Here is a 25,969-nt window from a genome sequence, read left to right as displayed (position 1 = left end):
CTGCCACGACCACCTCGTCGCCTGGCTCGTGCGCCTCGGCCTGAGCGGCTCCATGGTCCCCGACCCGCTCCTCGTCGTGGACAGCGACAGGGATGGCCTCCCGAACGGCACTGACCCCGACGACGACAACGACGGCCAGCCCGACGCCACCGACTGCGCCCCGCTGGACGCGAGCCTCCAGCTCTGGCTCGCCGACGGCACGACCTGCGTGGTGGACGACACCGACGACGACAACGACGGCGAGCTGGACCTCACCGACTGCGCCCCCCGCAACCCGCTCACGCAGGTCCTGCTCGTGGACGGCACGACCTGCGTGGCCAACGACACCGATGACGACAACGACGGCGAGCCCGACGCCACCGACTGCGCCCCCCGCGATCCGCTCAAGCAGGCGCTCGATCTGAACGGCAACTGCGTGCTCAAGCCCAAGCCGACCTGGACCGCCCTCGCCGCCCCCACGCGCCTGCACAGCGGCCCGGCGGTGCTGCTCGCCGACGGCCGCATTGCCGTCCTGGGGGGAGTGGGCCCCGCCGGCACCGCCGTCCCCTGGCTCGACTTCTACGACCCGGCGCAGGACCGCTGGTCAGCGGGGCCCGATCTGTCCAAGCCCCGCCAGTTTCTCCTCGCCGTGACGCTCGCCAACGGGCGGATCCTCGCCTGCGGACCCGACGTGACCTGCGAGCTCTACGACCCGACCGCCAACCGCTGGAGCGTGGCCGCGTCGATGAGTCAGGCGCGCAGCGACTGGGAGGCCGCCGGCGTGGTGCTGACCTCCGGGAAGGTGCTCGTCGTGGGCGACCAGAATGGCACCGCCACAACAGGCGAGGTCTACGACCCTGCCCTCGACACCTGGACTAGCACCGGGACCCTGGCCGTGGCCCGACACCACGATCAAGACGCGGTGAGGCTCGCCGACGGCCGCGTCCTGGTCGCGGGAGGCTGGGCGGGGAACGGCTTCGCCACCGTTGCTCAGATCTACGACCCGACGACCAACGCCTGGACCGCGACCGGCACCACGACGGCGAGCCATATCGGGGGAAGACTGATTCAGCTCTCTTCGGGCAAGGTCCTACTGATCGGACACGCGGGCATCTGGGGTCCCGCATCGGGGGCCGTCGAGATCTACGACCCCGCGACCAACACCTGGACCGTGACGGGTAGCCTGCTCACGCCCAGAGGCTACGTGGCCGCCGCCGAATTCCCGTCGGGGCACGTCGTAGCGGCCATCGGCACGGGTCCGGCGGTCGGCGTCACCGCCGCGGAGATCCGAGATCCGGTGACCGGAACGTGGAGCAGCGTTGCCGCCCTCTCCGCACGGGCTGAGCTTGGCCGTCTCTTCCGCCTCGACGCACGCACCGCCGTTTTGGTCAGCAGGTCGTACGAGGCCAGCGGCCTGCGCGTGACCCGCCTCTCCCTCTACTAGCCCCCCGGCGCGGCCGCAGCTCCAAACATGGGTGCTCGGGCCGCGAGACGCCGACGACCCTGCGACGCCCCCGCGAGGCTGCGCCGCAGCCGCAAACAGGGGTGCTCGGGCCGGGAGACGCCCGCGAGGCTGCGCCCGCCGAGGTCGACGCCGAGCGCCCCCGCAGTGACTGACCAAGGCGCACTTCCTGGTGCGCCGCGGGAAGGAGCGAGGAGGTAAGCCGGCGACGGCCCGGCCGGCGCGGCCGCAGCTAGAATTGGGCCCAGAGGAACTGGTTGGTCACCTCATGGTGATACATCACCTCGGAGCGCTTGACCTTGCTGCCGAGCGCCTTGGGGCAGCGCTCCGCCGACGACAGCTTCAGCGCCGCGTAACGCTCGTGCACGCCTTCGCCGAGGAGCTGCCGCATGAAGGCGCTGTTCTTGAAGTTGGTCATCGCGTCGTAGATGTTGTCGGGCAGGAACCGCCCGGGCAGCTCCGCCGCGTCCTGCGCGCTCACCGCCGGCTTCGGTCCTTCGAACCCGGTCTTGAAGAGCGAGTAGATCGCCAGGTACGGGTTCGCGTCCGGGCCGATGGACCGCACCTCGATGCGGGCCGAACGCTCGTTGCCGAGCGGGATGCGCACCATCGAACCGCGATCGATCGCCGAGGCCTTGATCTGGTTGGGCGCCTCGAAGTGCGGGTCGAGCCGACGATAGGCGTTCACCGACGCGTTCAGCCCGAGGCACAGGTCGTTCCCGCTCTCGAGGATGCGCCCGATGAAGTCCCAGCCCACGGCCGACAGCCCGTGCTTGCCGTCCTTGTCGTAGAAGAGGTTCCGCCCCCCGCGCGTGACGGACATGTTGGTGTGCATGCCGCTGCCGTTCACCCCCGTCACGGGCTTCGGCAGGAAGCTGGCGGTCATCTCCATGCGCTGGGCCACCTGGCGGCAGAGCAGCTTGTAGAGCTGCACCTGATCGGCAGCCACCACCGCCTCGGTGTACTGGTAGTTCATCTCGAACTGCGACGGCGCCACCTCGGGGTGGTCCTTCTCGTTCGAGAAGCCCATCGCGCGCTGCAACTCCGCCGCGGTGTCGATGAAGCGACGCAGCGCGTCCCCCGGAAGCGAATGGTAGTAGCCGCCCGTGGAGATGAAGTCGAACTTCCCCTGCTCGAAGTAGCGGCGCTCGGCGTCCCGCCCCATGAAGAGGAAGCCCTCGATCTCGTTCGCCACGTGGCAGACGCTGCCGTCCTTCTTGTGCAGGTCCTCGGTGTAGCGCTTCAGCATGGAGCGCAGGTCGGCGGCGTAGGGCGAGCCGTCCCGCTCCCGCACCTCACCGAAGACGAGCACCTTCCCCGAGCCGAACACGTCGGCGGGGAGCCAGTAGAAGGCGGGCCAGTCCACCTCGAGGCGCAGGTCCGACTCGTGCTGCCGCGAGAAGCCGCGGATCGAGGAGCCGTCGAAGGTCAGGTTGTCGGCCGACTTGAGCAGGAACTTCTTGTCGTAGTCCAGCATGTGCAGCCGACCTTCGAGGTCGGTGAAACACACGGTGACCGCCTTGATGCGCTTCTCCTCGGAGAGGTAGCGCATGCGCTGCTCCTGGATCTGCCCGGCCGGCACCCGGTCGATGCGGGCCTGCTTGGCTTCCAGGTTCATCTCCTCGAGCCGGTCGTAAGGGATCTCGAGGAAGTCGCGTAGAGTCGTTGGTTCCATCGCTCCCGACCTTCCTTTTTTCTGAATGGGCGCAGATCGTAGTGAGTGCCGAGGGGACGCGCAAGGGAGAAGGTCGCCCACCGGGGACGCACGAGGAAGCGAACGACGCGAGGGGCGGCACCCTTGACAGTCGTCGCTCTTCGGCTAAACTGACTAGTCAGTTGGTATAGAGATCGAGATGACGACCCACAGAGACGAAGAGCAACGCCGGGAACAGATACTCGCCGCCACCGCGCGGTGCGTGATTCGACTCGGCTATCACGGGGCCACGATCGACGCCATCGCCCGAGAGGCCGGGCTGAGCAAGGGGGCCGTCTACTGGTACTTCTCGGACAAAGAGGAGGTTCTCGTCGCTCTCTCGTCCGCCGTCTGGGCCGCGAATATCGCGACGATGCGGTCGCTCCTGGCACGTCCGGGTCCCTTCGAGAGCTTCGCTCGCGAGCTCGGCGAGCGCTTCATCGAGATCACAATGGGCAAGGACGACCTTTACCGCCTGTTCTTCGAGTTCTGGGCCATGGGAGACATGAGCAAGGCCCTGGCGCGAACGCTCTATCAGAATCAGCGGCTTATGGAGGCCGTGGTGGCGGAGCGCGTGCAGGTGGCCATTGATGCGGGCGAGCTGCGCGCGGACCTGGACCCGGCAACGGTGGCGCTGTCCTACATCGCTCTGTTCAACGGTCTGGCCGTTCGGCACGCCTTCGACTCGAAGGTGGACGCCCGACGCTGCTGGCAGCAGGCGTCGAGCAGTCTCTATCGCGGAGTTGCAGCGGAATGAGGAGTGTAGGACCAGCCGCGGGTGGCGGCTGAGCCGGTACAAACCGACCGGTCGGTATTGCTCGGGGCCGCCGCATGGCCCCGGAAGGAGGTGCAACATGGAACGGCAAGATCACGGAGTGAAGGGCTTCTCGCTTCGAGCGCTCGGCTTGGCGTGCGGCACGTTCGTGGTGCTGTCGCTACCTGGGTGTGCCGGCCACGGCGGCACCGGACACGTGCCCGCCGTCCTGGTGGGTAGCTGGTTCGCGGGGGCCGGTGGCACTACCACGTCCTTCGATCCGGCGAGCGGGGCCACCGGAACGCCCAACGGAGAACGCCTGCTCTACGAATTCAAGGCCGACGGGTCGTACCGAAAGACCTATCAGAGCTACCAGGCCAGCGGCGGCTGCGCGTCGGGCTTCACGGCGGCCGAGAGCGGCTGGGCCGAGGCCAGCGAGACCACGCTCACCCTCACCCCTGACGCGGGACACCTTCAGGTGAAGAATAGCTGCGCTCCACGCCTCGACTCTGACAAGCCCCTCGACCAACTGGCTGGAGAAAGCTTCACCTGGACACTGGTGGCCGACGAGCTCGACCCGAGCCACAAGCTGCTTCGACTCGTGACGGCCAGCGGGGCCGGCGCGACGCTGCGAGCCCTCTGACCCCCGGCAGGATGGATCCACGGCGCCGTCGAAGAGGGACGCCGACGGCGGGACAGGTGAAGGCGCGTTCGCGCCCGAGCGCGAGCTGCCGACTACCTGCTACTCCTGGCCGAGCTGCGTCGGTGGCTTGCCACCGAGAAACTTCGCGTCGTCCTCCTCGGATGCGCCTTCGACCTCGCGCTGCCTCTGCCGTGCGGTGAGCCAGGCGTCCACCGAGAGCGGGCCGGAGCCGACTGCGCTGAAGGCCAGGAGCAGCACCAGCGTCAGGGCCGCGAGCTCGAGGGACTGTCCGCGCGAAAGGAGCCCGTCGCGCAGATGGACGAAGAAGACCGCCCCAAGGAGGATCGGAGCCTGGAAGGCCGCCGCGAACCGGGTGAAGAGCCCGAGGGCGAGGAAAAGACCGCCCGCCAGGTGAAGCGGCGCCACGTAGTGCAGGAGCGCCATGGGGAAGAACCAGTCCCCGCCGCGACCCACGGTCAGGTCCACCACCGTCTCGGTGTGCTTGATGAAGAGCACCCCCCGCACGAAGAGCGCCGCTCCAAGGAACATCCGGACGGCGTCGAGCCCCCAGAGCTTCCGTTCGTCGAGCCAGTCGCGCGCACGCTCGTAGCGCTGCATCCCACCCTCCTTTCACCGGCACCTTCGAGGATCATGGTCGCTGGAAGAGAAACCGCAAGCCTCCCCGCGCGAATGCCCAGCGCCACGAGGTGCGCCCCGAGGCCCGCCGCCACGGTTGCGCACGCGCAGAACCCGACGATAATGCGCGCGTGGCCGCCCCCCTTCACGCCGACGATTGCCTGCGCTGCGGCGCCTGCTGCGTGAACAGCGCGGAGAATCGAGCGACCTCGTACCGCGACCTGCTGGAGGTCACGCCGAAGGATCGCGAGCTCTTGAAGCGGCCCGACGCGCTCCGGCGGCACACCGTCACGAACCCCGCGGGAGAGCTCCACCTCAAGCTCGTGGGCGACGACCAGCGCTGCAGCGCACTCCTCGGGGCGCTCGGCCGCAGCGTGCGCTGCGCGATCTACGCCCTCCGCCCCGGCTGCTGTCGCCGCGTGCAGCCCGGCGATGCCGAGTGCCTCGCGAGGCGACGCGAGCACAGCCTCTCGCGCGACCGCGAGCCGGGCCAAGCTGGCCCTCGGCGCTGACCCAGATCAATTCGCGAACTGACGAGTCACAACCGCGCGAGAGGCGTTTTCTCGAAAGCGTGTCAGCCTGACAAGGTCTTGATTTTGCGCATGAAAGCTCCTTGACGGGCATTTCCGCCCCGATCAGGATGCCCGGCCAGAAAGGAGCCACGTTCATGCGCCACCGCTCACGCACCACCCCGCTCGCCCTCGGGCTCGCCTTCCTCGCCGTCTCCGGTCTGCCCGCCTGCGACGGCAACCCGGAGCTCAAGAAAGACGCGGGCACGACCACCGACAGCCGCACGGCGGACACCGGAGTCGCTCGCGACGCGACGGGCGAGGCCGGTTCCCCGGCCGGCGAACAGAAGTGCGGCACCTGCCACGCGGGCCAGGCCGCCTCGGCCACGGAAGGCCCGCACGGCAAGCTCCAGCAGGGCTGCGTCTCGTGCCACGACAACGCGCTCAAGCACCAGGCGGACCCCGGCAACGTGACGGCGACGGTCGATTTCTCGGTCGACACCTGCGCGACCTGCCACGCGGCCTACAAGGACACCTACCTGACCGAGGACGGCAAGAAGGCCGGCAAGTACGGCGGGTCGGTGAAGACCTCCAAGTACGACGAGTTCCCGAAGTACAAGCACCTGATGGGCGGGCATGGCTTCACCCTCGAGTACAACGAGGAGCGCGGCCACGCCTTCATGCTGAAGGACCACAAGGAGATCAAGCGCAAGCAGAACACGGCCTGCCTGCAGTGCAAGAGCACCGCGGTGACCTACTTCTGGAACGAGAGCCGGCGGGGCAAGCCCGTCATCGGCAAGGACATGGCCTGGGAGGACGTGGTGAAGAAGATCAATGCCAACTGGCCCAAGACCACCGACTACGGCGCGGGCTGCAATCACTGCCACGACCCGCACTCGGCGGGCTTCCGGCTGGTGCGCAAGGCGCAGATCGCGGCCATCCTGGAGCGCGGCACCGATCCTTACAGCGAGAGCTTCAACTTCGTGCCGAAGACGCCGGCCGAGCTGATGGCCAAGATGAACGAGAAGGGCGCCGACGGGAAACGCACGCAGGCGGCGCGACGCATGGCGGGGATCCTGACCTGCGCGCAGTGCCACGTGGAGTACACCTGCGGCCCGGGCGTGGACAAGACGATCATCCGCGACGACTTCCCCTGGCGGAAGCTGAAGGACCTCGAGAGCTACTACCAGGCCAAATACAACAACGTGCAGGACTGGAAGCACTCCACGCTCGGGGTCACGGGCATCAAGGCCCAGCACCCGGAGACCGAGTTCTACTGGGACAGCAAGCACTACAAGGCGGGCGCCACCTGCGCCGACTGCCACATGCCCAAGACCGGCACGCAGAGCAGCCACTGGTACACCTCGCCGCTGAAGTACCCGAAGGAGACCTGCGGAAAGTGCCACGGGGACGGCCAGGACAACCTGACGATCGTGACCACCCTGCAGGACGGCGTGATGAACCAGGCCAAGCAGGTGGAGACGGACCTGGACGCCGTGCTGACCAAGCTCGAGGCTCTCGGTAGCGACCCCACCTTCGACGCGAAGAAGCTGGCCGAGGCCAAGGGCTACTACATGCGCGCCCTCTTCTGGTGGGAGTTCACGGTGGTCTCCGAGAACTCGGCGGGCTTTCACAACGCCAGCGAGGCGGACACCAACCTGAAGTTCTCCGCCGGCGAGCTGGCGAAGGCCAAGGCGGCCATCGGGATGTAAGGGGTCGGGGCGCCACTCGGGAAACACGGCGCTCCACCCTCTCCACGCCCTGCCTCACCGCCGCGCCGGCGCGCGGCGGGCTCAGCCCCTTGTTCCGGCCGTTGCTCATACCAGAGGCGGACCACCGCGCCGGAGCGTCCCCGCCAGGGCGCGCGCGATCTCGGTCACGTGGTGCAGATCGGAGCCACAGCAGCCCCCAAACACATTCAGCCACGGCATTTGCTGAGCCAGGTGGCGATACTGGCCTGCGAGCTCTTTGGGGTCGCCCGAATCGAGGGCCGTCGAAGCGTCGAGCTCTGCGTGGCTCTTGCGGGACGCGTTCGCACGCACACCGCGAATGCGCCTGGCCCAGGGCGCATCGTGCAACACGCCAGTGAAATGATCCGGATGGGCGCAGTTGATCATGTAGTAGGCGGGGAAGCTATCCGTCGCTTCATCGACCTGGGCGATCGCATCGGCGAGGGTCTGCCCCGTCGGCAGGGCTCCGTGGGTCTCCACGGTGAATGAGATCACGGCAGGCATGCCGACCGCACGCGCCGCGCGTGCCAGCCCGGCTGCCTCGCCCGCCTGGTTGAACGTCAGCGCTGTGACCATGTCCGCCTCGGTTGCCGCAAGCCAGCTGAGCTGCTCTGAGAAATATTCTTCGGCAGCCTCCATTGCAATCGTGGCCTCGGGACGATAGGCGTCACCGCGCGGACCGATCACGCCGTTGAGCACGATCGGTTTCGCGTTGGTCGAGTAGCGCGCTCGCAGGTCGGCGATGAAACGAATAGCGTCCTCGTTCGCCGCACGCAGCTGCTCGGCGTGGGCTCCAAGGCTCTTGGCCCAGTGACCATGCGCCTTCCACGTGACGCTATCGAGGACGAACCCCGCGTGCCGCTCCTTTGCGAGGTCGAGAAAGCCTTCGAAGTAACGGGTCAGGGCTGCTCGGCCGTGCGGCGTTGGCAGCAGTGTATGGGCCGCGAACTCTCGGATCTCGATCCCGTGGTTGAAAATGAGGTCCGTCTCGACGCCAGCGTCGGTGAGAAAAAGATCGCCCGACAGCTGCGGCAAGCGGTTCCGGTGCTGCGGCATTCGCCATCCTCCGTTCCTGCAACCTTCTACCATGATCAAGGGGTCGCCCGACCCGAGGTGCTGATGCGCGGCCGGGTCGACGAGCCGTGTCGGGCGGCCGTGGTCGGCGTACTTGGACCCCGCCGAGAGCTCCTGCTACGCTGCACACCCTTTGACGGACAGATGGCGAATCAGGATCGCGCCCGGGCGGTGGCCACTCCGGGGGCGTGGCAAGCCACACGTTGGCCAGGACGGAGCGAGAGAGCGATGAGAGAGATCGAGGTAACTAGCCCAGACGGAGACCCGTGGCGCGCTTCCCCGGCGGCCCGTACGACCCGGCGGGGGAGCGCGGCCCTGGCACTGGCCCTGGGGCTCTGCCTCGGGACCGCAGGCTGCAGCAGCAACAGCACGAGCGGGACCGACGGGAGCGTGACGACGGACACCGGTGCCACGACCGGCGACGGCGCCGCGGGGGACGGTCCCGCGAAGACCGACGGCACGGCGAAGGCCGACGGCGCGACGAAGGCCGACGGCGCGACGAAGGCCGACGGCGGCGGCGATCCCTGCGTGGGGGCGCCAGCCAGCTTTGGGCTCACCTCCACCACGGCGTGGAAGGCCCTCGGCGATCGGCTGCAGGTCACGGGTCAGCCCGACGAGAACAGCTCGCTCCCCTCGGGAGCGCGCGCCGAGAAGGGCTTCCTCGCGGTGGACGGGTGCCGGCTCTACGTGCTCGCGAACAACGACAAGAACTACGCCTGGTACGGCGCCGCGCCGCCGAAGGTCTTCAAGACCCTCGCGACCGCGCCGGTGGCGAGCATCAACGAGGCCTGGGCCTGGGAGCTCGTGGATGGGACGCTCCTCGCCACGCTCTACACCACGGGCGCGCGCGTGATGCTCTACCGCATGCCCGTCGCGGGCGGGGCGATGGAGCAGGTGAAGGGCTCGAAGCTTCCGGCGGGCAAGGACCAGCAGATCCGCGGCTACGCTCTCTTCGGCGCCACGGCCTACCTCTCCGCGGTCTACGAGGACGGGACCGCGTCGGACCTCGTGGCCACGCGCGTGACGAAGTCCGAGGTCCTTTCAGGCGCGCCGGTGATGGACAACCGCACGATGCTCTACCACTCGACGGTGCTCGCGCGCATGCACCGCATGGGGGACCTCATGCACCTCAACATCGGCGGGAGCGACCTCAAGTTCTACGACCGCGCGTGCCTCGACCAGTTGATCGACAAGACAGGCGGCAAGACGCTTCCGAGCTGCGCCTCGGCCATCGACGGCTGGGGCTGGAACTGGATCCGCCCGGCGGGCGCCGTGAGAGTCAACACCGGCAAGGTGGAGATCTTGCTGCCCGGCAAGACAGCCCCGGTCACGGTGCACTCGAACAGCGCGGCGCAAGGGTTCCTCGCGGCCTACGTCACCGCGGACAGCAAGACCGCCGTCGTGGCCTACGCGGGGGCGTCAGCAGGCGGCGCGCCGACGGGCCTCATCCTCGTCACCGGGCTCGACACCGCCACGCCCGCCACCACGTCGCTCCCCCTGCCCGGCGTGCAGATCACCGACGCGTGGACGGACGGGAAGGTGGCGCTGGTGGTCACGAGCCACACCAAGAGCTCGGCGCGCATCATGGTGCAGGGGCTCAAGCTCTAGAACTGCCTCGAGCCGCTCCAGCCGTTGAGGTATTGTCGGCTGTAGCCATGGACCATGCTTCCTGAGGACGGATCGGTGCACTGGCGGCCGAGGCTGGTGATCGGCCTCGGCTGTGCCGCGCTGGCGCTCTCCGCATGCCGGGTTCTGTTGCCCGATCCCGAGGGGCTCGTGGAGCCTGCGGCCGGGGACCCGGGGCGCAGAGACGGCCGGCCGCCGGACGCGCCACGGCCGCACGACAGCCAGTGCGCCCCCGTGCTGCTCACCTTCGGCGCGACCGCCGACACCACCCTCGATTCACAGTTTCCGTCGACCAACTACGGCAGCGACCCCAAGCTCCAGGTCGACTCGGCGTATCCCGTGCAATCCCTCATCCGCTTCGAAGTGGCCGGCATCTCGGGTCCCGCCGCGAGGGTCCAGGTGCGGCTCAACGTTACCAATGCCACGGTAGATGGTCCGGAGTTCTACGCCACGTCCAGCTCCTGGCTGGAGAGCGCCGTGACCTGGAACACCCGACCACCGCCGACCGGTCCGCTACTCGCCAACCTCGGGCAAACGAACCTGGGCGACGTCACGGTCGACCTCGGCGGCGCGGTGAAAGGAAATGGGCCCTTTACCCTCCTGCTCGCGCCCAACTCCGACGACGCGGTGGACTTTCAATCCCGAGAGACCTCGAACGGACCGGTTCTCCTCGTCACTGCCTGCAGGCCACCTGACGCTCGATGAGCGCGAGACCGCCGATGGACGCGTCGTTCTGGGAGCTGCTGGACGAGCCCGTCCGCTCGCAGATCCGAAGCTCGGCGCAGCTCACCTCGCTCCTCGGCGAGGCGATCGCCCGCGCGGAATCGGGAGACTCCTGGTCGATCCCGGATCGCCCGCGCTGGTATCGCTACCTCGCCGCGCGACTGCCGCAGACCGCCGAGCTGGAACAGGCCCTGCGAGGCTGGCGCACCGAGGACCTGCGCTTCTGCCAGGCCTGCGCCGAAGGCGATATCGAGGCGGTGACCGCCTTCCACGCGCACTACCTCCCGGTGATCGCCTCCACGCTCCACCGGCTGCGGCTGAAGGACCCGTTGAAGGAGGAGGTGCAGGACCAGCTGGTGATCGAGCTCCTCGTCGGAGCTGGCGATCGCCCACCCTCGATCACCACGTACCACGGCCTCGGCAAGCTCTCGCAGTGGCTCCGCGTGGTCACCTCCCGCGTCGCGCGCCGGGCCCTCGGCCAGGAGAAGCGGACCGTCCCCTCGAGCGAGCTGCTCGCGGACAAGCTCGTCGATCACCGCACGGGCGTCGAGCTCTCCCGCTCGAAACAGGTCTACCTGATCGCCTTCCGGGAGGCCTTCCGTCAGGCCATCGGCGCCCTCGACGCCCGAGCGATGAACCTCCTCAAGCAGCGCTATGTGGACGAACTATCGTTGCAGCAGGTGGGCGCCATCTATCGCGTGCACCATTCGACTGCCCTGCGCTGGCTCGTGGAGATCAAGCGCACGCTGCTGCAGAGGACGCGGCAGGGCATGGGCGAGCGCCTGAGGATCCCCGACGAGGAATGGAGCACCATCTTTCGCCTGATCCAGGACGACCTGGACGTCTCTCTCCGCACGTTCTTTCGCAGGGAGAGCCCACCCGACGCAGGCCCGAGAGACGAATGACGCGCCGCCCATTGTCCCTTCCGCGGTTCGCTCGGCTGGGGGTCCTCCTGCTCGCGGGCGCGCTGACGGCGACGCCCGTGCGGTCTGCTTTCGCACAGGACCAGGACGCCGCGGCGGCCAGGCTCCTGTCGCAGGCGATCACCGCGTTCACCGACGGCGCCTTCGCCGCGGCGAGAAAGCAGCTCGCGCGGGCTCGCCAGCTCGCCCGCAAACCGGCGCTGCTGAGCCGGATCTCCCTCCAGCTGGGCCTCAACTACGCGGCTGAGAACCGGGAGGAAGAAGCGCGCGCGTCCTTCCGGGATGCGCTCTCCCATGACCCCCAGGTAGACCTGGACGAACAGCACTACAAGCCCTCCTTCGTAGAGCTCTTTCGCTCCGTGCGCCGTTCTCTCGACGGGCAGCTCGAGGTCTCTGCGGACCGCGGGGACATTCTCGTCTGGGTGGGAGGCCGCGCCGCCGGCAAGGCGCCCCTTCGGCAGCGCCTGCCACCGGGGGATCACGTGGTGGAGATCCGAGGACCGCGCGGCGAGAGCCTGCACCGTTCGTCGGTACGGATCGTCCCCGGACAGACCTCTCGACTGGCCGTGGCCGGCCTGACTCCGTCGCGCAACCTCACCTCCGATCGCTCCGGGCCGCACGTCCCGCTGCACGATGGACCCGGCACCGCCCCGGCTGCCCGTCGTCCGCGCCGGTTGTGGACCTGGGTGGTGGGAGCCGCGGCCGTGGCTTCCGCGGGAGTGGCGCTCGGCCTCGGCCTGTCGGCCAACGCGGACCGCGGCTCGGCCTGCGACCTCCTCGGCGACTCCGCCCGGGCCTGCGAAGACCGCACGCGCGTGGCGCGAGCCGGAGACCTGGCGCGATACCGAGAGCTGTATGACGCTGCGCACCGCAAGGCGCTGATCGCCAACGTCACCTGGGGCCTGGCCGCGGCCACGGCGGTCGGTACGGCGATCCTCTACTGGCTCGAGGCGCGCGGCCCCTCCGCGAGGCCAGGCAGGGTGTCTATCGCGTCGCGCGCTCTGGGCCTGGCGGTGGGGATCGCCTACTGAGCCGGGCCCGCGCGTTCTAGCTCGAAGCGGACCACGGTCTTCTTTCCCGGGCGAACCCTGGCCCGGCGGAGCGAGGAGAGGTAGCCAGCTCGGCGCACCTCCACCTTGTGCAGGCCCTCGCTCACCTTCTCCAGGGTCATGGCCGTCTGACCCACGTGCTTTCCGTCGAGGAAGACCTCGGCCCAGAGATACTGGCCCGTCTCCTTGAGCTTGCTCTGGATGATCATCGATCCCCAGGCTCTGGGCCCTGCGAGGTGGCGCGAATGCCGGGGGCTCGACCGGGCGCTCCGGGACGGCGGCCGACGGGCTTCCACAGATGGCCCGCGCACCAGCCCGTCGTTCGCAGCGTGGGTCGCCGCAGCGTCGCGGCGGACCTCCGGCACCCTGATGGCGCCGAGCGACCCATCGGCCGCGAGGGCATCCGGGGCTGCGCGCGCGACTACTGGCGCCTTCTGCGGCACGCGGTCGCGGCGGGAAACCGCGACGTAGCTTGCGACCGCGCCGACAGCGACGGTCGCCGACAGCGTCGCGAGAAGCAGCCGCCGGTGGTGAGGGAGCCCCTTCCCGGGCCGACGGTGCACGTTCTCGGTGGCGCTGATGGTGGCTCGCGGGCCCTCGACGAAGCTGCTCAGCGCGAGCTCCTCGCCGAGCTGGCGCGCGGACTGCTGCCTCTTGTCCGGGTCCTTGCTCAGCGCCCGGAGAATCGCCTCTCGCTGCGTCCGCGGGACGGCCCGCCACCGGTCGTTTTCCAGAGGCTGGCCGCGGGCCACGCGGTCCATCGTCTCCTCGGCGGTGGCCCCTTCGAACGGGGCGACGCCGCTCAGCATCCGAAAGAGGATGGCACCCAGGGCGAAGATGTCGGCGCGACGATCCACCTCCGAAGAGCGCCCGAGAGCCTGCTCGGGAGACATGTACTTCGGCGTGCCGATCACCGAGCGAATCCGGGTGATCTCCTCGGCGGGGCGCTTCCGGCCGGTCGCGCGCACCGGGGCCGAGATCTTGGCGATGCCGAAGTCCACCACCTTCACAATCTCCTGCGCCTCCGGTCCCCGACAGAGGAAGATGTTGCTGGGCTTCAGGTCGCGGTGGACGATCCCCTTCTCGTGGGCGGCCGTCAGTGCGGCAATGACCGGGAGAATGGTTCCAGCCACCTCGGCTAGGTCGGAGATCGTCCCTACCCGTTTCAGCCGCTCCGCCAGGGACTCTCCTTGCAGAAGCTCCATCACGATGAACGGCGTGCCGTCGTCGGAGTAGTTGAAGTCGACGATCTCGACGATGTTCGGATGCGAGAGGCGGCTCGTGATCTCCGCCTCGCGTTTCATCCGTGCCACGGCCTCGGCATTCGCGGCCCAGCGCCGGTACAGGAACTTGATCGCGAAGCGGCGCTCGAGACGGAGGTGGGAGGCCTCGTAGACCACGCCGAACCCGCCTCTGCCGATCAGGCGCTCCAGCACGTAGGTGTCTTTGTGCACCTCCTTCTTCACGCGCCCTTCGAGCAAGACCGGGCTCGAGCCCGCCGCGAAGGAGGCGGAGGCCGTCCGGGTCAGATCATCCCACGAGTCCAGCTCGTCGAGCGCCGCCACGCCCCCGGCCGAGACGAGCGCGCGGCACTCGTCGCACGTGGCCAGATGCCCGTCGATGACCTGTTCCTCGGCGGCGGAGAGGAAGCCCCCCACGTATTGCAGGACCTGGTTTTCGTCGAGGCAGGGCATCGAGCCGTGGGCCGTTGTGGGTACGACCGAGAATACCTCGGGCGCCCGCTGGAATGCGCGGTCGCTTAGGAGGCTGGCCAGCCTCCTTAAGGCCCGGTCGGGTTGGTGCCGTTGAGGAACTCCTCGAGGTTCGTATATCCGTCCCCATCCCGGTCTAGGGCGCCGTCGGCCGCCTGGTTGGGGTTCAGCCCCAGGTTGCGTTCCCACGCGTCGGACATGCCGTCCCCGTCGCTGTCGCCGTAGGGCGTCCCCGAGGCGATGGCCAGCCAGCCGCCGACCTGGGAAGGATCGTCGATGATCTTTCCCGTTCCGTTCTTCACATCAGCCACGATGCGCTGATCGATGGCATCGCGCCGCCAGAAGTAGCCGCCCTGCGCGTCTACCCCCTGGGTGTTACCCACCCCGGCGAGCACCACCTGGTAGGCCTGCGCCGCCGCGGAGGTCGTAATCGCCGGCGAAGGGAACCGATTCGGCACGAGGTAGCTCTGCGAGCCAGGTTCCATCACGTTCAGCTCGGGAGCGGTCTCGGTGCTGCGGTGAGGCCCGAGGTTGCCCTGCACGAAGACCTGGGCCCCTTTGCCGGTCTTTGCATCATTGATTACCTTGATTTCGTATTTTCCGGAGCTCGAGCTGGTGCCGTATTTGAAGTAATTACCGAGGTAGTTCACCTGCATCAGGACGCCGGGGAGCTGCTTCTCCAGATCTACGTGGCTGAAGGTCCAGAACGGATTGTATATCACGTTATTGACCACGTCCGTCACGCCGCAGGTCTTCACCAGCGGGCCGCGTTCTCCGCTGTGGGCTATGAGGTTATGGTGGAAGCTTATATTGTAAGCGCCGGGCGCGTTCTTCTGCTCGCTCGAAGCGTAGGAGCCCAGCATCACGCCCTTGCTGTGGCAGCCCTTGGAGTGCGTGCTGCAGTCCAGGGCCTCGGAGACGAGCGTCCACTGGATGGTCGTCTCGTGGACGCGATACCAGGTCTCCAGCACCTCGTCCACGCCCCAGCTCAAGGAACAATGGTCGATGACCACGTTGCGGACATCTCCCCCGTTCTTGCCGATCGTCAGCGCATGGTTCTCGCCTCCCGCACCGGGCCTCGAGGAGAGGTAACGGATGATCACCTCCGAGGTGGCCACGTTGATCAGCGTGCTGGTGTTGCCCGCCGGGTGCGTCAGCGTGATTCCTCCGCCCGGCGCCGTCTGGCCGGCGATCGTGAGGTTCGGGTTGGCGACGGTGAGCGCCGAGTTGAGGACGATGGTGCCCCCCACCTTGAAGACGCAGACGCGCGCCCCCGTGGCTGCCACGCATTCCCTCAGGCTGCCGGCCCCGGAGTCGTTCAGGTTTGTCACCTGAAAGACCTTGCCCCCGCGGCCGCCAATGGTCTTCGCACCAAAACCTTCGGCTCCCGGAAACGCGGCGACGGGTCCGGGGGGCTGCACGTTGCCGTCGCTCTTCGCGCCGCTGTCGCGCCGCGGGCCATCCGGCGTGCGGCCTCCGTCCCGGACCGCACCGGGGCCGTCCGGCGTGCGGCCGCCATCCCGCGGCACGCGCGGACCGTCGGAGCTCCGACGCGCGTCGTGGAGCACCACGCCACCCCCCTCTGAGGCACCTCCGGCGTCACGGGCCGCGGCCGTGCAGCCCTCCCCCCGGCACTCGGAGGAGTCGGGGCCCCCCCCCTCGCCGTCGTGGCCTTGCCCCCCGTCCGCGCGATGCACCGAGGGCGACTCGTCGCCGCACCCGGCCACGGCGCCGAACCCAAGAGCGAGAAGCAGCGTGATGCACCGTGTCGCTTTGCCATCCAGGTTCATGGGTTCCTTTCTCTTTTGCACGTTTCGCCCCCCCTCCGGCGCGCACGCCCGGGGGAGCCGCCATCGGAGGAAGTGCATCCGCCGCGGGCTTTGTGCAGAGAAATCTCGCGGGCGCGGGGGCGATGATCTCGTCCAGCTTCAACTGCACGGCCCGCATCTCCTTGTCCTGTGCGTGCTGGATGACGAGGATGACCAGCAACGCCCCCGCGAAGGCCCAGAGACTCCCGGTGACGACGCTCGTCTTCGCGGCGAGCAGCGCAAACCGGCCCTCGATGGCTTCCTTGAGTCTTATCGTCGATTCCTTTCTTCCGCGTCGCGTTCCCCTCCGCGTCGCGGATCTGACACAAACGATTCGTCCAGCGACGCGCGGCGCCGTCGTCGACTGGCGATCACGCGACTGATCGCGTCCACCAGCCGTGCCACGAGGCGGCCGAGCGGATCGAAGAGCCAGCGCTGGAGTCGCGTACTCGCCTCCACGGCGGTCATGACGCGCGAACGCGCGAAGCGGTCCTGGATCCACGCCTCTCCCTGCTCCACGAGCTGCGCGTCGGAGACCTCGGCCAGCGTCTCCAGATTGGCCAGCGAGTACGGATCCAGGTTGAAGCTACCCACGAGCAGATGGCGCCCATCGACCGTGGCCACCTTGGCGTGCAAGACCGATTCGTTCCACTCGTGAATGGCCACGCCCGCGGCGAGCAACCGGCGATAGAGGCTTCTCGAGGCCGCGCGTGCGAACGGAACGTCGCTCCGGCCGGCGAGCAGCAGCCGCACCTGTACGCCTCGGGCCGCGGCGGCGGTGATGGCGCGGAGCACGCCGGGGTCGGGCAGGAAGTAGCCGTGCGCGATGTGAATGCGCTCGCGGGCCTTGTCGAAGGCCTTCAGGTATCGCCGACGCAGGCGCCAGCCCCCGCCGATGCCACAGAGAAAGATGCGCACCGCGCTGTCTACCGAGCGACTGGGCTCGTCGCCGATGTTGATTCCGCCGAGGAAGGCCACTTCGTCGTCGGCCAGCAGGCCCTTCCGGTGGTTGCGGCCAAAGCGTCCGATGAGCAGTGCCCGGAGGCGGTTGTAGATGCGCACCTCGCAGCCACCCTCGCGCAGAGCGGCTCGCGGGACGCGCACGCCAGGGCCCGCCTCCGGTTCAACTGAGGGAAGGCGCGGCATGATCTTCTCCGAGGTCGAGCAGCAGGATCTCGGTCTCCTCCCGCGCCCTGAACGAGACGACCCGCTCGGCCGCCACGCCGACACCATCCCCCGTGGTCAGCACGAGGTCGTTGAACATCACCTCCCCCTGCACGAGGTGGAGCCAGGCGCGTCGCCCCGGCGAGAGCTCGTGCGCCACGTGCTGTCCGGGGTCGAGCACGGCCGCGTACACCAGGGCGTCGGCATGGAGGCGCAGCGCCCCCCTTCGTGCGTCGGGGGAGGCGACGACGCACAGTCCCCCCCGGCGCTCCGCCGTGCTGAAGCGTTTCTGCTCGTGACCAGGCTCGAGCCCCGCCTCCGACGGCCTTAACCAGCTCTGAAAGACGTGCGCCCAATCGGTCCGCGACGCGTTCCGCTCGCTGTGGCGAAGGCCGCGTCCCGCGGTGATGCGCTGGAACTCGCCCGCGTGGACCACGCCCGAGCAGCCCGTCGAATCCTCATACGCCAGGGCGCCCTCACGCACGAAGGTGACGATCTCCGCGTCGTGGCGGGGATAGCGCGGGACGCCCGCTCCCGGTGGGAGATGGTGCTCGTCGAAGAGTGCGAGACGTCCAAAGCCCTCGGCGAGCGGGTCGGCTCGGTCCCCGGGGAAGAAGGTCTGCCAGGCCTCTTGCGTGCGGCGGCGATCGTGCCGGCGGTCCTCGGCCCTGCGGAGCGTGATCATCGGCCCATGCCTCCGGGTCCTCGAGATGCACGTTGCGGGCCGTCGATCGCTTCACCTCCTTACGTACTGTTGAACGACCTCCGCGCGATCGACGCCATCAGAACGAGGGACGGTGCGCCGACCGCTCGTCCACCTCGGGGCCGAGCCTCAGGTGCACCTCCTGTAGCGGTCGGGGCTCACCCACGACGGCGGGCTCGCTGGAGGCGTTGGGGAGCCGCATGAGCTCCTCCGCGACAATGGCCTGTAGCTCGCCCCCCGTGAGGGTTTCCTTCTCGAGCAGCACCTTCGCCGCGCGACGCAGGAGCTCCGTCCGAGCGCCGAGCAGGGCCGTCACGCGGGTGTGCTGCTCCTCGAGCATCCGACGCACCTCGGAATCGATCTCGCGCGCGGTTTCCGGCCCGTAGTCGCTGACAGCCTCGAACCCGCTGCCCGCCAGCGATAGGGCTCGCCGCTCGGTTTCCAGGCTGAGCTGGCCCAGCTTCTCGCTCATGCCGTAGGCCTTGACCATGCTCCTGGCGATGGCGGTGGCCTTGAGCAGATCGTCCCGCGCGCCCGTCGAGGCCTCTCGATAGATGAGCTCCTCCGCGACCCGACCGCCGAGGAGAACCGCGATCTTGTTCTCCAGCTCGCTCTGGGTCATCAGGTACCGGTCCTCGGTCGGGAGCTGGAGCGTGTAGCCCAGGGCCGCGATCCCCCGCGGGATGATCGAGATCTTCTGCACCACGTCGACCCCGGGGATGGAGATGGCGACCAGCGCGTGCCCGACCTCGTGGTGGGCCACCCGTTCCTTCTCGCTGGGGTTCAGGACCCGGTTCCTCTTCTCCAGCCCGGCGACGATGCGCTCCACCGCCTCCTGCAGGTCCGCCAGACCCACGCTCTCCTTGTCGCGCCGGACGGCGAGCAGGGCCGCCTCGTTGATGATGTTGGCCAGATCGGCCCCCACGAACCCCGCCGTCATGGAGGCGATGACCTCCAGGTCGGCATCTGGGCCCAGCGTCACCCCGCGCGCGTGGACCTTGAGGATCTCGAGCCGGCCCGTCTTGTACGGCCGATCCACGAGGACGTGCCGATCGAACCGTCCCGCGCGTAGCAGGGCGGGATCCAGGATCTCGGGGCGGTTGGTCGCGCCGATCAGAATCACGCCGCCGCGGGAATCGAAGCCGTCCATCTCGACCAGGAGCTGGTTGAGCGTCTGCTCTCTCTCCTCGTGGACCATCGGCCCGACGCCCCGGGCCTTGCCCAGCGCGTCGAGCTCGTCGATGAAGATGATGCAGGGCGCCTTTCCCTTGGCCTGCAGGAAGAGGTCCCGCACGCGGGACGCTCCGACCCCGACGAAGAGCTCGACGAACTCCGAGCCGCTGATGGAGAAGAAGGGGACGCTCGCCTCGCCGGCCACGGCCTTGGCCAAGAGCGTCTTGCCCGTCCCGGGGGGACCGACGAGGAGAATGCCTTTGGGGATCTTGCCCCCGAGACGCCGGAACTTGTCGGGCGTCTTCAGAAACTCGATGACCTCGACGAGCTCGTCCTTGGCCTCATCCACCCCCGCCACGTCTGCGAAGGTCACCTTGACGTCCTTTTCCAGGTAGATCTTGGCTTTGCTCTGACCCACGGTCATGAAGCCGCCCTGACCTTGCCCCATGCGTCGGGCGAGCAGGCGCCACACCCCGAAGAGGATCAGGATCGGGAGGAGCCAGAAGAGCGCGTTCGTCAGGAAGGTGCTCTCCGGAAGACCGGTCACCTTCACGTTCCCCTTCTTGAGGTCCCGGAGCAGATCTTCGTCGTCGACCCGAAGCGTCTCGAACGCGCCGCTCTTCGGGCTCTGACCGCCACCAGACCTTCGGCGCCCCTGAATCTGACCGCGAGAGATCGAGACCTCTTCCACCTTGCCCGCCAGGACCGCCGCCTTGAACTCGCTGTAGGGGATGCTCGGGGTGCCCCACTGGCCCGCGACCAGGCTCTGGATCAGCAGAGCCGCCCCGACGACGGCGAACACCACCCAGGCCGACGACGCTAGCTTCTTACGGTCCATGACCTCGCTCCTCCGGCATCGGAGCCGGCCTGATCCTCCACCTTCATGAGCGCCGGGAGCCGGTCGCACATCGTCCACACGGACGAGAACCGTTCGAACGTGAGGCGGGGGCCCGGCAGCTTGCGCGCCTGGGCATAGGTCAGCCAGCGGCCCATCGGCCGCTCCTCCTCGGTCCCCTCGAACGTCGACCAGCCCACCGCCCAGTAGCTCCGGTCCTCATCCAGACGAGCGATCGGTCCGCGTCCGCCGGAGCTGTCCATGGGACCGTAGACGCGGTTGAACTCGTACGAGTAGCGTCCCGTCGCATCGGAGAAGCCAAAGGCCGGCTGCGCGTCGTAGCCCTGAGGGAGCGTCGGCCGGCAACGCGCATCTCCGCGCCCACGCGACTCGCGAGGGGCCGCGCCCACGCCACCTCCTTCGCCCTCCCAGTCACCGAGGGCCCTGCGTCCATCCCGCTCCTCCGACATCGGTCCGCTCCTCTCAGCTGCTCATCCCGCCGCTGCCACCCGGCATCCCGTTCCGCTCGGCTTCGCTCGCTTCCCGAGACCCCTCGGCGATCAGCGCCTCGGTGGTCAACATGAGCGACGCCACCGACGCCGCATTCTGCAGGGCCACGCGCACGACCTTGGTCGGATCGATCACTCCGGCGAGGACCAGATCCTCGTACACGCCGGACGCGACGTTGTAGCCGTACGCGCCCTTGCCTTCGCGCACCGCGCTCACCACCACGGCCCCCTCCGTTCCGCCGTTCTCGGCGAGCTGGCGTAGCGGCTCCTCGAGCGCCCGACGAACGATGTTCACGCCGCTTTGCTGATCTCCGGTGAGCGTGAGCTTCTCCAGGGCCGGGAGCGCGCGAAGCAGCGCCACGCCCCCCCCCGGGACAATGCCTTCCTCGACGGCGGCGCGTGTCGCATGGAGGGCATCCTCCACGCGGGCCTTCTTCTCCTTCAGCTCCGTCTCGGTGGCCGCCCCCACGTTGATCACCGCGACGCCGCCCGCGAGCTTTGCCAGCCGCTCCTTCAGCTTGTCCCGGTCATAGTCCGAGGTGCACTCCTCGAGCTGCAACCGAAGCATCTTCGCGCGCGCCTGGAGCTCACCCTTGTCGCCTCGGCCTTCGATGAGCGTGGTGTGGTCCTTGTCGACGGTGACCCTCTTGGCCCGGCCGAGATCCTTCAGGGTCAGGGTCTCCAGCTTGAGACCGAGATCCTCGGTGACGGCCCTTCCTCCGGACAGCACCGCGAGGTCTTGCAGCAGCTCCTTGCGGCGATCTCCGAAGCCGGGCGCCTTCACCGCGCAGACGTTGAGCGTGCCGCGCAGCTTGTTGACCACCAGCGTGGCCAGCGCTTCGCCATCCACGTCCTCGGCGATCACCAGGAGCGGCTTACCGGTCTTGGCCACCAGCTCGAGCAGCGGCAGGAGCTCCTGCATCTGCGAGAGCTTCTTCTCGTGGATCAGGAGGTAGGGGTCGACGAGAATCACCTCCATCCGTTCGGCGTCGGTGACGAAGTACGGCGAGAGATAGCCGCGATCGAACTGCATTCCTTCGACGACCTCGAGGGTGGTCTCCATCGACTGCGCCTCCTCGAGGGTGATCACTCCCTCCTTGCCGACCTTGTCCATGGCCTCGGCGATCAGCTTGCCGATCGTCTCGTCTCCGTTGGCGCTGATGCTGCCGACCTGGGCGATCTCGTCCCTTCCCCGGGTCGGCTTGGATTGCCGCTTCAGCTCGGCGACCACCGTTTCGACAGCGGCGTCGATGCCACGCTTGAGGTCCATCGGGTTCGCGCCGGCGGTGACCAGCTTGACCCCCTCGACGTAGATCGCCTGCGCGAGGACCGTGGCGGTGGTCGTCCCGTCGCCGGCCACGTCGGAGGTCTTGGAGGCCACCTCCTTCACCAGCTGCGCCCCCAGGTTGGCGAAGTGGTCCTCCAACTCGATCTCCTTGGCCACGGTGACGCCGTCCTTGGTGATGGTCGGCGCACCCCAGGATTTATCGAGGACCACGTTGCGGCCGCGCGGCCCGAGCGTCACCTTCACCGCGTTGGCGAGGGCGTTGACGCCCTTCGCGATCTGCTGGCGGGCCTGGCTGCTGAAGAGGATCTCCTTGGCGGTCATTGGCGTGCTCCCTTTTGCTCGGTGAAGAGGCCGGTCGCCCCTGTCGAGGCGGAGCGGATGGCGCGGCGGCGCGACGTGGCGGCGCTTACCCGGCCTTGGAGTGCATCGTTCGGGCCGTAGAATACGAACGCCGTGAAGTCCGACAGTTGAGGTGCCGAGCACGGCTGCGCGGGTGGCGGACTCCATCAAAGTGACGGGCCTACCCGTCAATTAGATGGAGCGTCGCGCCCAGGGTCTCCACGCCCGGCGGCACCTCGGGTAGCTCGAGCTCCAGCTCGCGGGCGGCGACGTCGCGCGTGAGCCGCCCGTCTGCTTCGAAGCTCCCGTCCGCAGCTCGAACGACCGGACGAACCTCGTCCGCGTCCTGCTCGTCCTGAATCTCGCCCACGAACTCCTCGAGCAGGTCCTCGAGCGTGACGATGCCCGCGAACGAGGATCGTGAGCTTCCGCTGCGAGGCCAGCGGCGAGCACCAGCACGAAGCTCGTCAGCAGGGCCAGGGACAGCATGTGAAGCTCCTCGAGCGGTAGGCTCCGCGCCGCCGCGGGTTCGCCCAGCCTCCAGGTGGTGGGCCCCCGGTGCCGTGGCAGACCAACGGTTGCAGAGCGCCCTGGAGCAGCTTCCGGGCCGCCAACGTAGGCGAGCACCTCCGAGGGATTGCGCCCGCCAGGGTTTCGCGGCACTGCCCCCTCGTATCAAGATGAAGTGACGTCTCATTCAACTTGATGGGGAGCGACGGTGATGGCGCTCGACCGGAACCAGGTCATCCTTCGTCAGGCCTGCTTCGCGGGTGTGAACGAAGCAGCCTTCCCCACGCAGGAGAACGGACCATGGTCAAGCTAGCCATCATCATCGGAAGCACGCGCCCCGGCCGCAAGGCCGAAGCGGTCGCCCGCTGGGTGCACGAGATCGCGAAGAAGCGCCGCGAGGCCGAGTTCGAGCTCGTCGACATCAAGGACTTCGACCTGCCGCTTCTCGACGAGCCGGTACCCCCGTCCATGGGCCAGTACAGCCGGCCGCACACCAAAGCCTGGGCTGCGAAGATCGGATCCTTCGACGGCTACGTGTTCGTGACGCCGGAGTACAACCACGGGACCTCCGGTGCGCTCAAGAACGCGATCGACTACCTCTATCGCGAGTGGAACAACAAGGCGGCCGGGTTCGTGGGCTACGGCAGCGTCGGCGGCACGCGGGCCGTGGAGCAACTGCGGCTGGTCATGGGCGAGCTCCAGGTCGCCGACGTGCGCGCCCAGGTCGCGCTCTCGCTCTTCACCGACTTCGAGGACTTCACCACCTTGAAGCCGGGACCACACCACGAAGCGGCGGTGAACGCGATGCTGGATCAGCTCATTGCATGGAGCGGGGCCCTCCGGCCCCTTCGGGAGCGATGACCAGCGATGACCAGCGACGGCGAGCAGGGGCGCGAACGGTCACGGCGAAGAGCCGTTCGAGCCGGATCCCTTCTCGAGCTGCCGATCCGCCGGCTCTTCCATCGCGTGGGCCAGCTTCAGGTCCAGCCTCGTCTCGGGGTGATGGTCCGTGCCCTGGGCGACCAGCGCCGCACCGGGCATGAAGCCAAAGGCAGCCACGAGGTCGGCGAGCTCGTACTCGCGGTGCAGCTTGCCGACCTCGAGTTTCCAACCCGGCAGCTTCGACAGCGCAGCCGATGTGGTGTCTCAGCGGGGCGTCCGGGTTCGGCATGCCGGTCGGGCGATGCATGAAGGGTATCGGGCCGTGGGTGCTCGGCCCCCTCGGGTTCGCCCAGCCTCCAGGTGGTGGGCCCCCGGTGCCGTGGCGAACCAAGGTTGCAGAGCAGCCTGGAGCAGCTTCCGGGCCACCAAGATAGGCGAACACCTCCGAGGGATTGCGCCCGCCAGGGTTTCGCGGGACTGCACCGTCGCATCAAGATGAAGTAACGTCTCATTCAATTTGATGGGGAGCGACGGCCCATGCGCGCCGAGGAGCTGGACCACAGGGAGCTCTTGGAGCTGGACCCGGAGGCTGGAGTGATCCGCTTCGCCGGAGAGCGCGCGTTGCTCCTCGACGCGGTGGCAATGGGGCTTCTGCGCAAGTACCTCGTGGAGAACTTCGGCCTCACCGCCGCCCGCACCGTGCTCACTCAGTTCGGCTTCGCCCACGGGTGGCGCATGGCCGAAGCCCTTCAGGCGCACTTCACCTGGGACAGTGACGAGGACTGGCGACGCGCCGGTGCCCGCATTCACGCTCTCGAGGGCCTCTTCCGGGTCGAGCCGGGAGGCGACGGACCGCTCTCCAGGGAGGGCGTGATGCTGGTCGCGTCCTACGAGGCGGAGCAGCACCTCTTGCACTTCGGGCGCTCCGAGGTGCCCGTCTGCTGGACCATCTGCGGGCTCACGAGCGGCTACCTCAGCCGGACCACCGGCGAGGAGACCTACGTCCTCGAAGATCGCTGCATGGGTCGCGGCGACGCGGCGTGCCACCACTTCGGCCGCACGCGCCAGGAGTGGGGCGACGAGCGCGCCGAGGAGCTCCGCTTCTTCGAGCCGGTCCGCCTCACGGAGTGCCTCGAGGTCTCGCTGCAGCGGGTAACGGAGAGCCTGAAGCTGGCCGAGCGGAAGTTGCGCGCGCGCCACCGCGCGCTGGTCCGGGTGGCGCGCGAGGTCGAGGAGCCGCTGGGCCTCGTCGCCAGGAGCCGGGCGATGCGGACGGTGGTGGATCTGGCCCGCCGCGTGGCGAAGGTGGACTCCACGGTGCTCATCACCGGCGAGAGCGGGTCGGGCAAGGAGCGGATCGCGCGACTGGTCCACGAGGAGTCGACGCGCGCGGCGGGGCCGTTCATCGCGGTCAACTGCGGAGCGATCACCGAGACGCTCCTCGAGAGCGAGCTCTTCGGACACACCCGAGGCGCGTTCACCGGCGCGACGCAGGATCGGCCCGGCCTCTTCGAGGCGGCCAACGGCGGCACGCTGCTCCTCGACGAGGTGGGCGAGGTCTCGCCCGGGATGCAGGTCAAGCTCCTGCGGACCCTCCAGGAGCGGGAGGTCCGGCGCGTCGGCGAGAACAGGAGCCGACCGGTGGACGTGCGCGTCGTGGCGGCCACCAACCGCGACCTGGCCCACGGGGTCGCCGGCGGCGGCTTCCGGCAGGATCTCTACTACCGGCTCAAGGTCGTCGAGCTGCACGTGCCGGCGCTGCGCGAGCGACGGGATGACATCCTTCCGCTCGCGAGGGTGCTACTCGCGGAGGCGGCGCTGCGGATGAAGCGCAAGATCGTGGGCCTCGCACCGGGGGCCGCGGATCAGCTCCTGCGGCACGAATGGCCGGGCAACGTGCGCGAGCTGGAGAACGCGATGGAGCGCGCCGTGGCGCTGGCTCGTGGAAGTCGCGTCGAGCTGGAGGACCTGCCCGAGGAGGTCCGGCAGGCGGCCCCGAGGCCGCTCGCCACCGCGGGAACAGTTCGACCGCTCGATCAGGTAGAGAAGGAATACATCCTCGCCGCGCTGGAGCTGAACGGCGGGAATCAAACGCGCACGGCCGAACAGCTCCGGATCGGCTCGGCCACGCTCTATCGCCGGCTCAAGAGCTACGGCGTCACCGGCCGGCGCGCGGCCCGGTGACTCGCCGGGGCGCAGCCAGGGTGACCACGTCTACACAGAGACTTGTTGTTGCACGATGAAA

At 68.4% G+C, this 25,969-nt stretch carries 23 protein-coding genes; 11 read left to right on the top strand and 12 right to left on the bottom strand.

What is annotated here, in order from left to right:
• Positions 1-1,423: hypothetical protein (locus tag IT371_28075; GenBank protein ID MCC6751543.1), on the top strand; the 1,423-nt coding region annotated here is incomplete at its 5' end.
• A gap of 250 nt (positions 1,424-1,673) precedes the next feature.
• Here IT371_28075 and IT371_28070 read toward each other — a convergent pair.
• Complete coding sequence (locus IT371_28070; GenBank protein ID MCC6751542.1) at positions 1,674-3,116, bottom strand: glutamine synthetase; 1,443 nt, start codon at positions 3,114-3,116, stop codon at positions 1,674-1,676.
• Positions 3,117-3,294: 178 nt separating this feature from the next.
• On the opposite strand from IT371_28070, the gene IT371_28065 reads away from it, so the two are divergent.
• A complete protein-coding gene (locus IT371_28065) occupies positions 3,295-3,891 on the top strand; it encodes a TetR/AcrR family transcriptional regulator (GenBank protein ID MCC6751541.1) in 597 nt (198 codons plus the stop codon).
• 97 nt (positions 3,892-3,988) lie between these two features.
• The gene (locus IT371_28060; GenBank protein ID MCC6751540.1) at positions 3,989-4,531 is read left to right on the top strand and encodes a hypothetical protein; all 543 of its coding nucleotides are present in this window, start codon (positions 3,989-3,991) and stop codon (positions 4,529-4,531) included.
• 99 nt (positions 4,532-4,630) lie between these two features.
• Here the strand turns inward: IT371_28060 and IT371_28055 are convergent, their stop codons facing one another.
• A complete protein-coding gene (locus IT371_28055) occupies positions 4,631-5,149 on the bottom strand; it encodes a DoxX family protein (GenBank protein MCC6751539.1) in 519 nt (172 codons plus the stop codon).
• 149 nt (positions 5,150-5,298) lie between these two features.
• On the opposite strand from IT371_28055, the gene IT371_28050 reads away from it, so the two are divergent.
• The gene (locus tag IT371_28050) at positions 5,299-5,679 is read left to right on the top strand and encodes a YkgJ family cysteine cluster protein (protein ID MCC6751538.1); all 381 of its coding nucleotides are present in this window, start codon (positions 5,299-5,301) and stop codon (positions 5,677-5,679) included.
• Positions 5,680-5,834: 155 nt separating this feature from the next.
• Complete coding sequence (locus IT371_28045) at positions 5,835-7,388, top strand: ammonia-forming cytochrome c nitrite reductase subunit c552 (protein MCC6751537.1); 1,554 nt, start codon at positions 5,835-5,837, stop codon at positions 7,386-7,388.
• Positions 7,389-7,493: 105 nt separating this feature from the next.
• On the opposite strand, the gene IT371_28040 is transcribed toward IT371_28045, so the two are convergent.
• Positions 7,494-8,462, bottom strand: a complete 969-nt coding sequence (locus IT371_28040; protein ID MCC6751536.1) for a homocysteine S-methyltransferase family protein — start codon at positions 8,460-8,462, stop codon at positions 7,494-7,496.
• A 408-nt stretch (positions 8,463-8,870) separates the two neighbouring features.
• On the opposite strand from IT371_28040, the gene IT371_28035 reads away from it, so the two are divergent.
• From IT371_28035 to IT371_28020, 4 genes are all read left to right on the top strand, one after another.
• Complete coding sequence (locus IT371_28035; GenBank protein MCC6751535.1) at positions 8,871-10,088, top strand: hypothetical protein; 1,218 nt, start codon at positions 8,871-8,873, stop codon at positions 10,086-10,088.
• 75 nt (positions 10,089-10,163) lie between these two features.
• Positions 10,164-10,811 carry a DNRLRE domain-containing protein gene (locus IT371_28030; GenBank protein ID MCC6751534.1) on the top strand — a complete coding sequence of 216 codons (648 nt, stop codon included), beginning with the start codon at positions 10,164-10,166 and terminating at the stop codon, positions 10,809-10,811.
• A complete protein-coding gene (locus tag IT371_28025) occupies positions 10,808-11,734 on the top strand; it encodes a sigma-70 family RNA polymerase sigma factor (protein ID MCC6751533.1) in 927 nt (308 codons plus the stop codon). Before IT371_28030 ends, IT371_28025 begins: the two co-directional genes overlap by 4 nt.
• 77 nt (positions 11,735-11,811) lie before the next feature.
• A complete protein-coding gene (locus IT371_28020) occupies positions 11,812-12,783 on the top strand; it encodes a hypothetical protein (protein MCC6751532.1) in 972 nt (323 codons plus the stop codon).
• Here the strand turns inward: IT371_28020 and IT371_28015 are convergent.
• The 8 genes from IT371_28015 to IT371_27980 all read right to left on the bottom strand — a co-directional run bounded on the left by IT371_28015 (position 12,777) and on the right by IT371_27980 (position 22,702).
• Positions 12,777-14,495, bottom strand: coding sequence for a serine/threonine protein kinase (locus tag IT371_28015; GenBank protein ID MCC6751531.1), 1,719 nt, complete (start codon positions 14,493-14,495; stop codon positions 12,777-12,779). The genes IT371_28020 and IT371_28015 overlap by 7 nt on opposite strands.
• Before the next feature lie 86 nt (positions 14,496-14,581).
• On the bottom strand, positions 14,582-16,303 hold the full coding sequence (locus IT371_28010; GenBank protein MCC6751530.1) for a hypothetical protein: 1,722 nt from the start codon (positions 16,301-16,303) through the stop codon (positions 14,582-14,584).
• 288 nt (positions 16,304-16,591) lie between these two features.
• The gene (locus IT371_28005) at positions 16,592-17,425 is read right to left on the bottom strand and encodes a hypothetical protein (protein ID MCC6751529.1); all 834 of its coding nucleotides are present in this window, start codon (positions 17,423-17,425) and stop codon (positions 16,592-16,594) included.
• A gap of 19 nt (positions 17,426-17,444) precedes the next feature.
• Positions 17,445-18,170 (bottom strand): pirin family protein, encoded by a 726-nt coding sequence (locus IT371_28000; protein MCC6751528.1) that lies wholly within the window; start codon positions 18,168-18,170, stop codon positions 17,445-17,447.
• A 97-nt stretch (positions 18,171-18,267) separates the two neighbouring features.
• Positions 18,268-20,199, bottom strand: a complete 1,932-nt coding sequence (ftsH, locus tag IT371_27995) for an ATP-dependent zinc metalloprotease FtsH (protein ID MCC6751527.1) — start codon at positions 20,197-20,199, stop codon at positions 18,268-18,270.
• Complete coding sequence (locus IT371_27990) at positions 20,181-20,606, bottom strand: hypothetical protein (GenBank protein ID MCC6751526.1); 426 nt, start codon at positions 20,604-20,606, stop codon at positions 20,181-20,183. Before IT371_27990 ends, ftsH begins: the two co-directional genes overlap by 19 nt.
• 73 nt (positions 20,607-20,679) lie before the next feature.
• On the bottom strand, positions 20,680-22,314 hold the full coding sequence (groL, locus tag IT371_27985; GenBank protein ID MCC6751525.1) for a chaperonin GroEL: 1,635 nt from the start codon (positions 22,312-22,314) through the stop codon (positions 20,680-20,682).
• A gap of 199 nt (positions 22,315-22,513) precedes the next feature.
• On the bottom strand, positions 22,514-22,702 hold the full coding sequence (locus IT371_27980; GenBank protein MCC6751524.1) for a hypothetical protein: 189 nt from the start codon (positions 22,700-22,702) through the stop codon (positions 22,514-22,516).
• A 440-nt stretch (positions 22,703-23,142) separates the two neighbouring features.
• On the opposite strand from IT371_27980, the gene IT371_27975 reads away from it, so the two are divergent.
• Entirely contained in the window at positions 23,143-23,703 is a 561-nt protein-coding gene (locus IT371_27975; protein MCC6751523.1) for an NAD(P)H-dependent oxidoreductase, read from the top strand.
• Between the two features lie 39 nt (positions 23,704-23,742).
• On the opposite strand, the gene IT371_27970 is transcribed toward IT371_27975, so the two are convergent.
• On the bottom strand, positions 23,743-23,970 hold the full coding sequence (locus tag IT371_27970; protein ID MCC6751522.1) for a 4a-hydroxytetrahydrobiopterin dehydratase: 228 nt from the start codon (positions 23,968-23,970) through the stop codon (positions 23,743-23,745).
• A 291-nt stretch (positions 23,971-24,261) separates the two neighbouring features.
• On the opposite strand from IT371_27970, the gene IT371_27965 reads away from it, so the two are divergent.
• Positions 24,262-25,908 carry a sigma-54-dependent Fis family transcriptional regulator gene (locus tag IT371_27965; protein ID MCC6751521.1) on the top strand — a complete coding sequence of 549 codons (1,647 nt, stop codon included), beginning with the start codon at positions 24,262-24,264 and terminating at the stop codon, positions 25,906-25,908.
• Positions 25,909-25,969 lie beyond the last annotated feature (61 nt).

This window comes from Deltaproteobacteria bacterium (assembly GCA_020848905.1).
Classification (GTDB): domain Bacteria; phylum Myxococcota_A; class Polyangia.
Note: the sequence above shows the minus strand (reverse complement) of the source record. Positions and strands in the feature narration are given on the sequence as shown.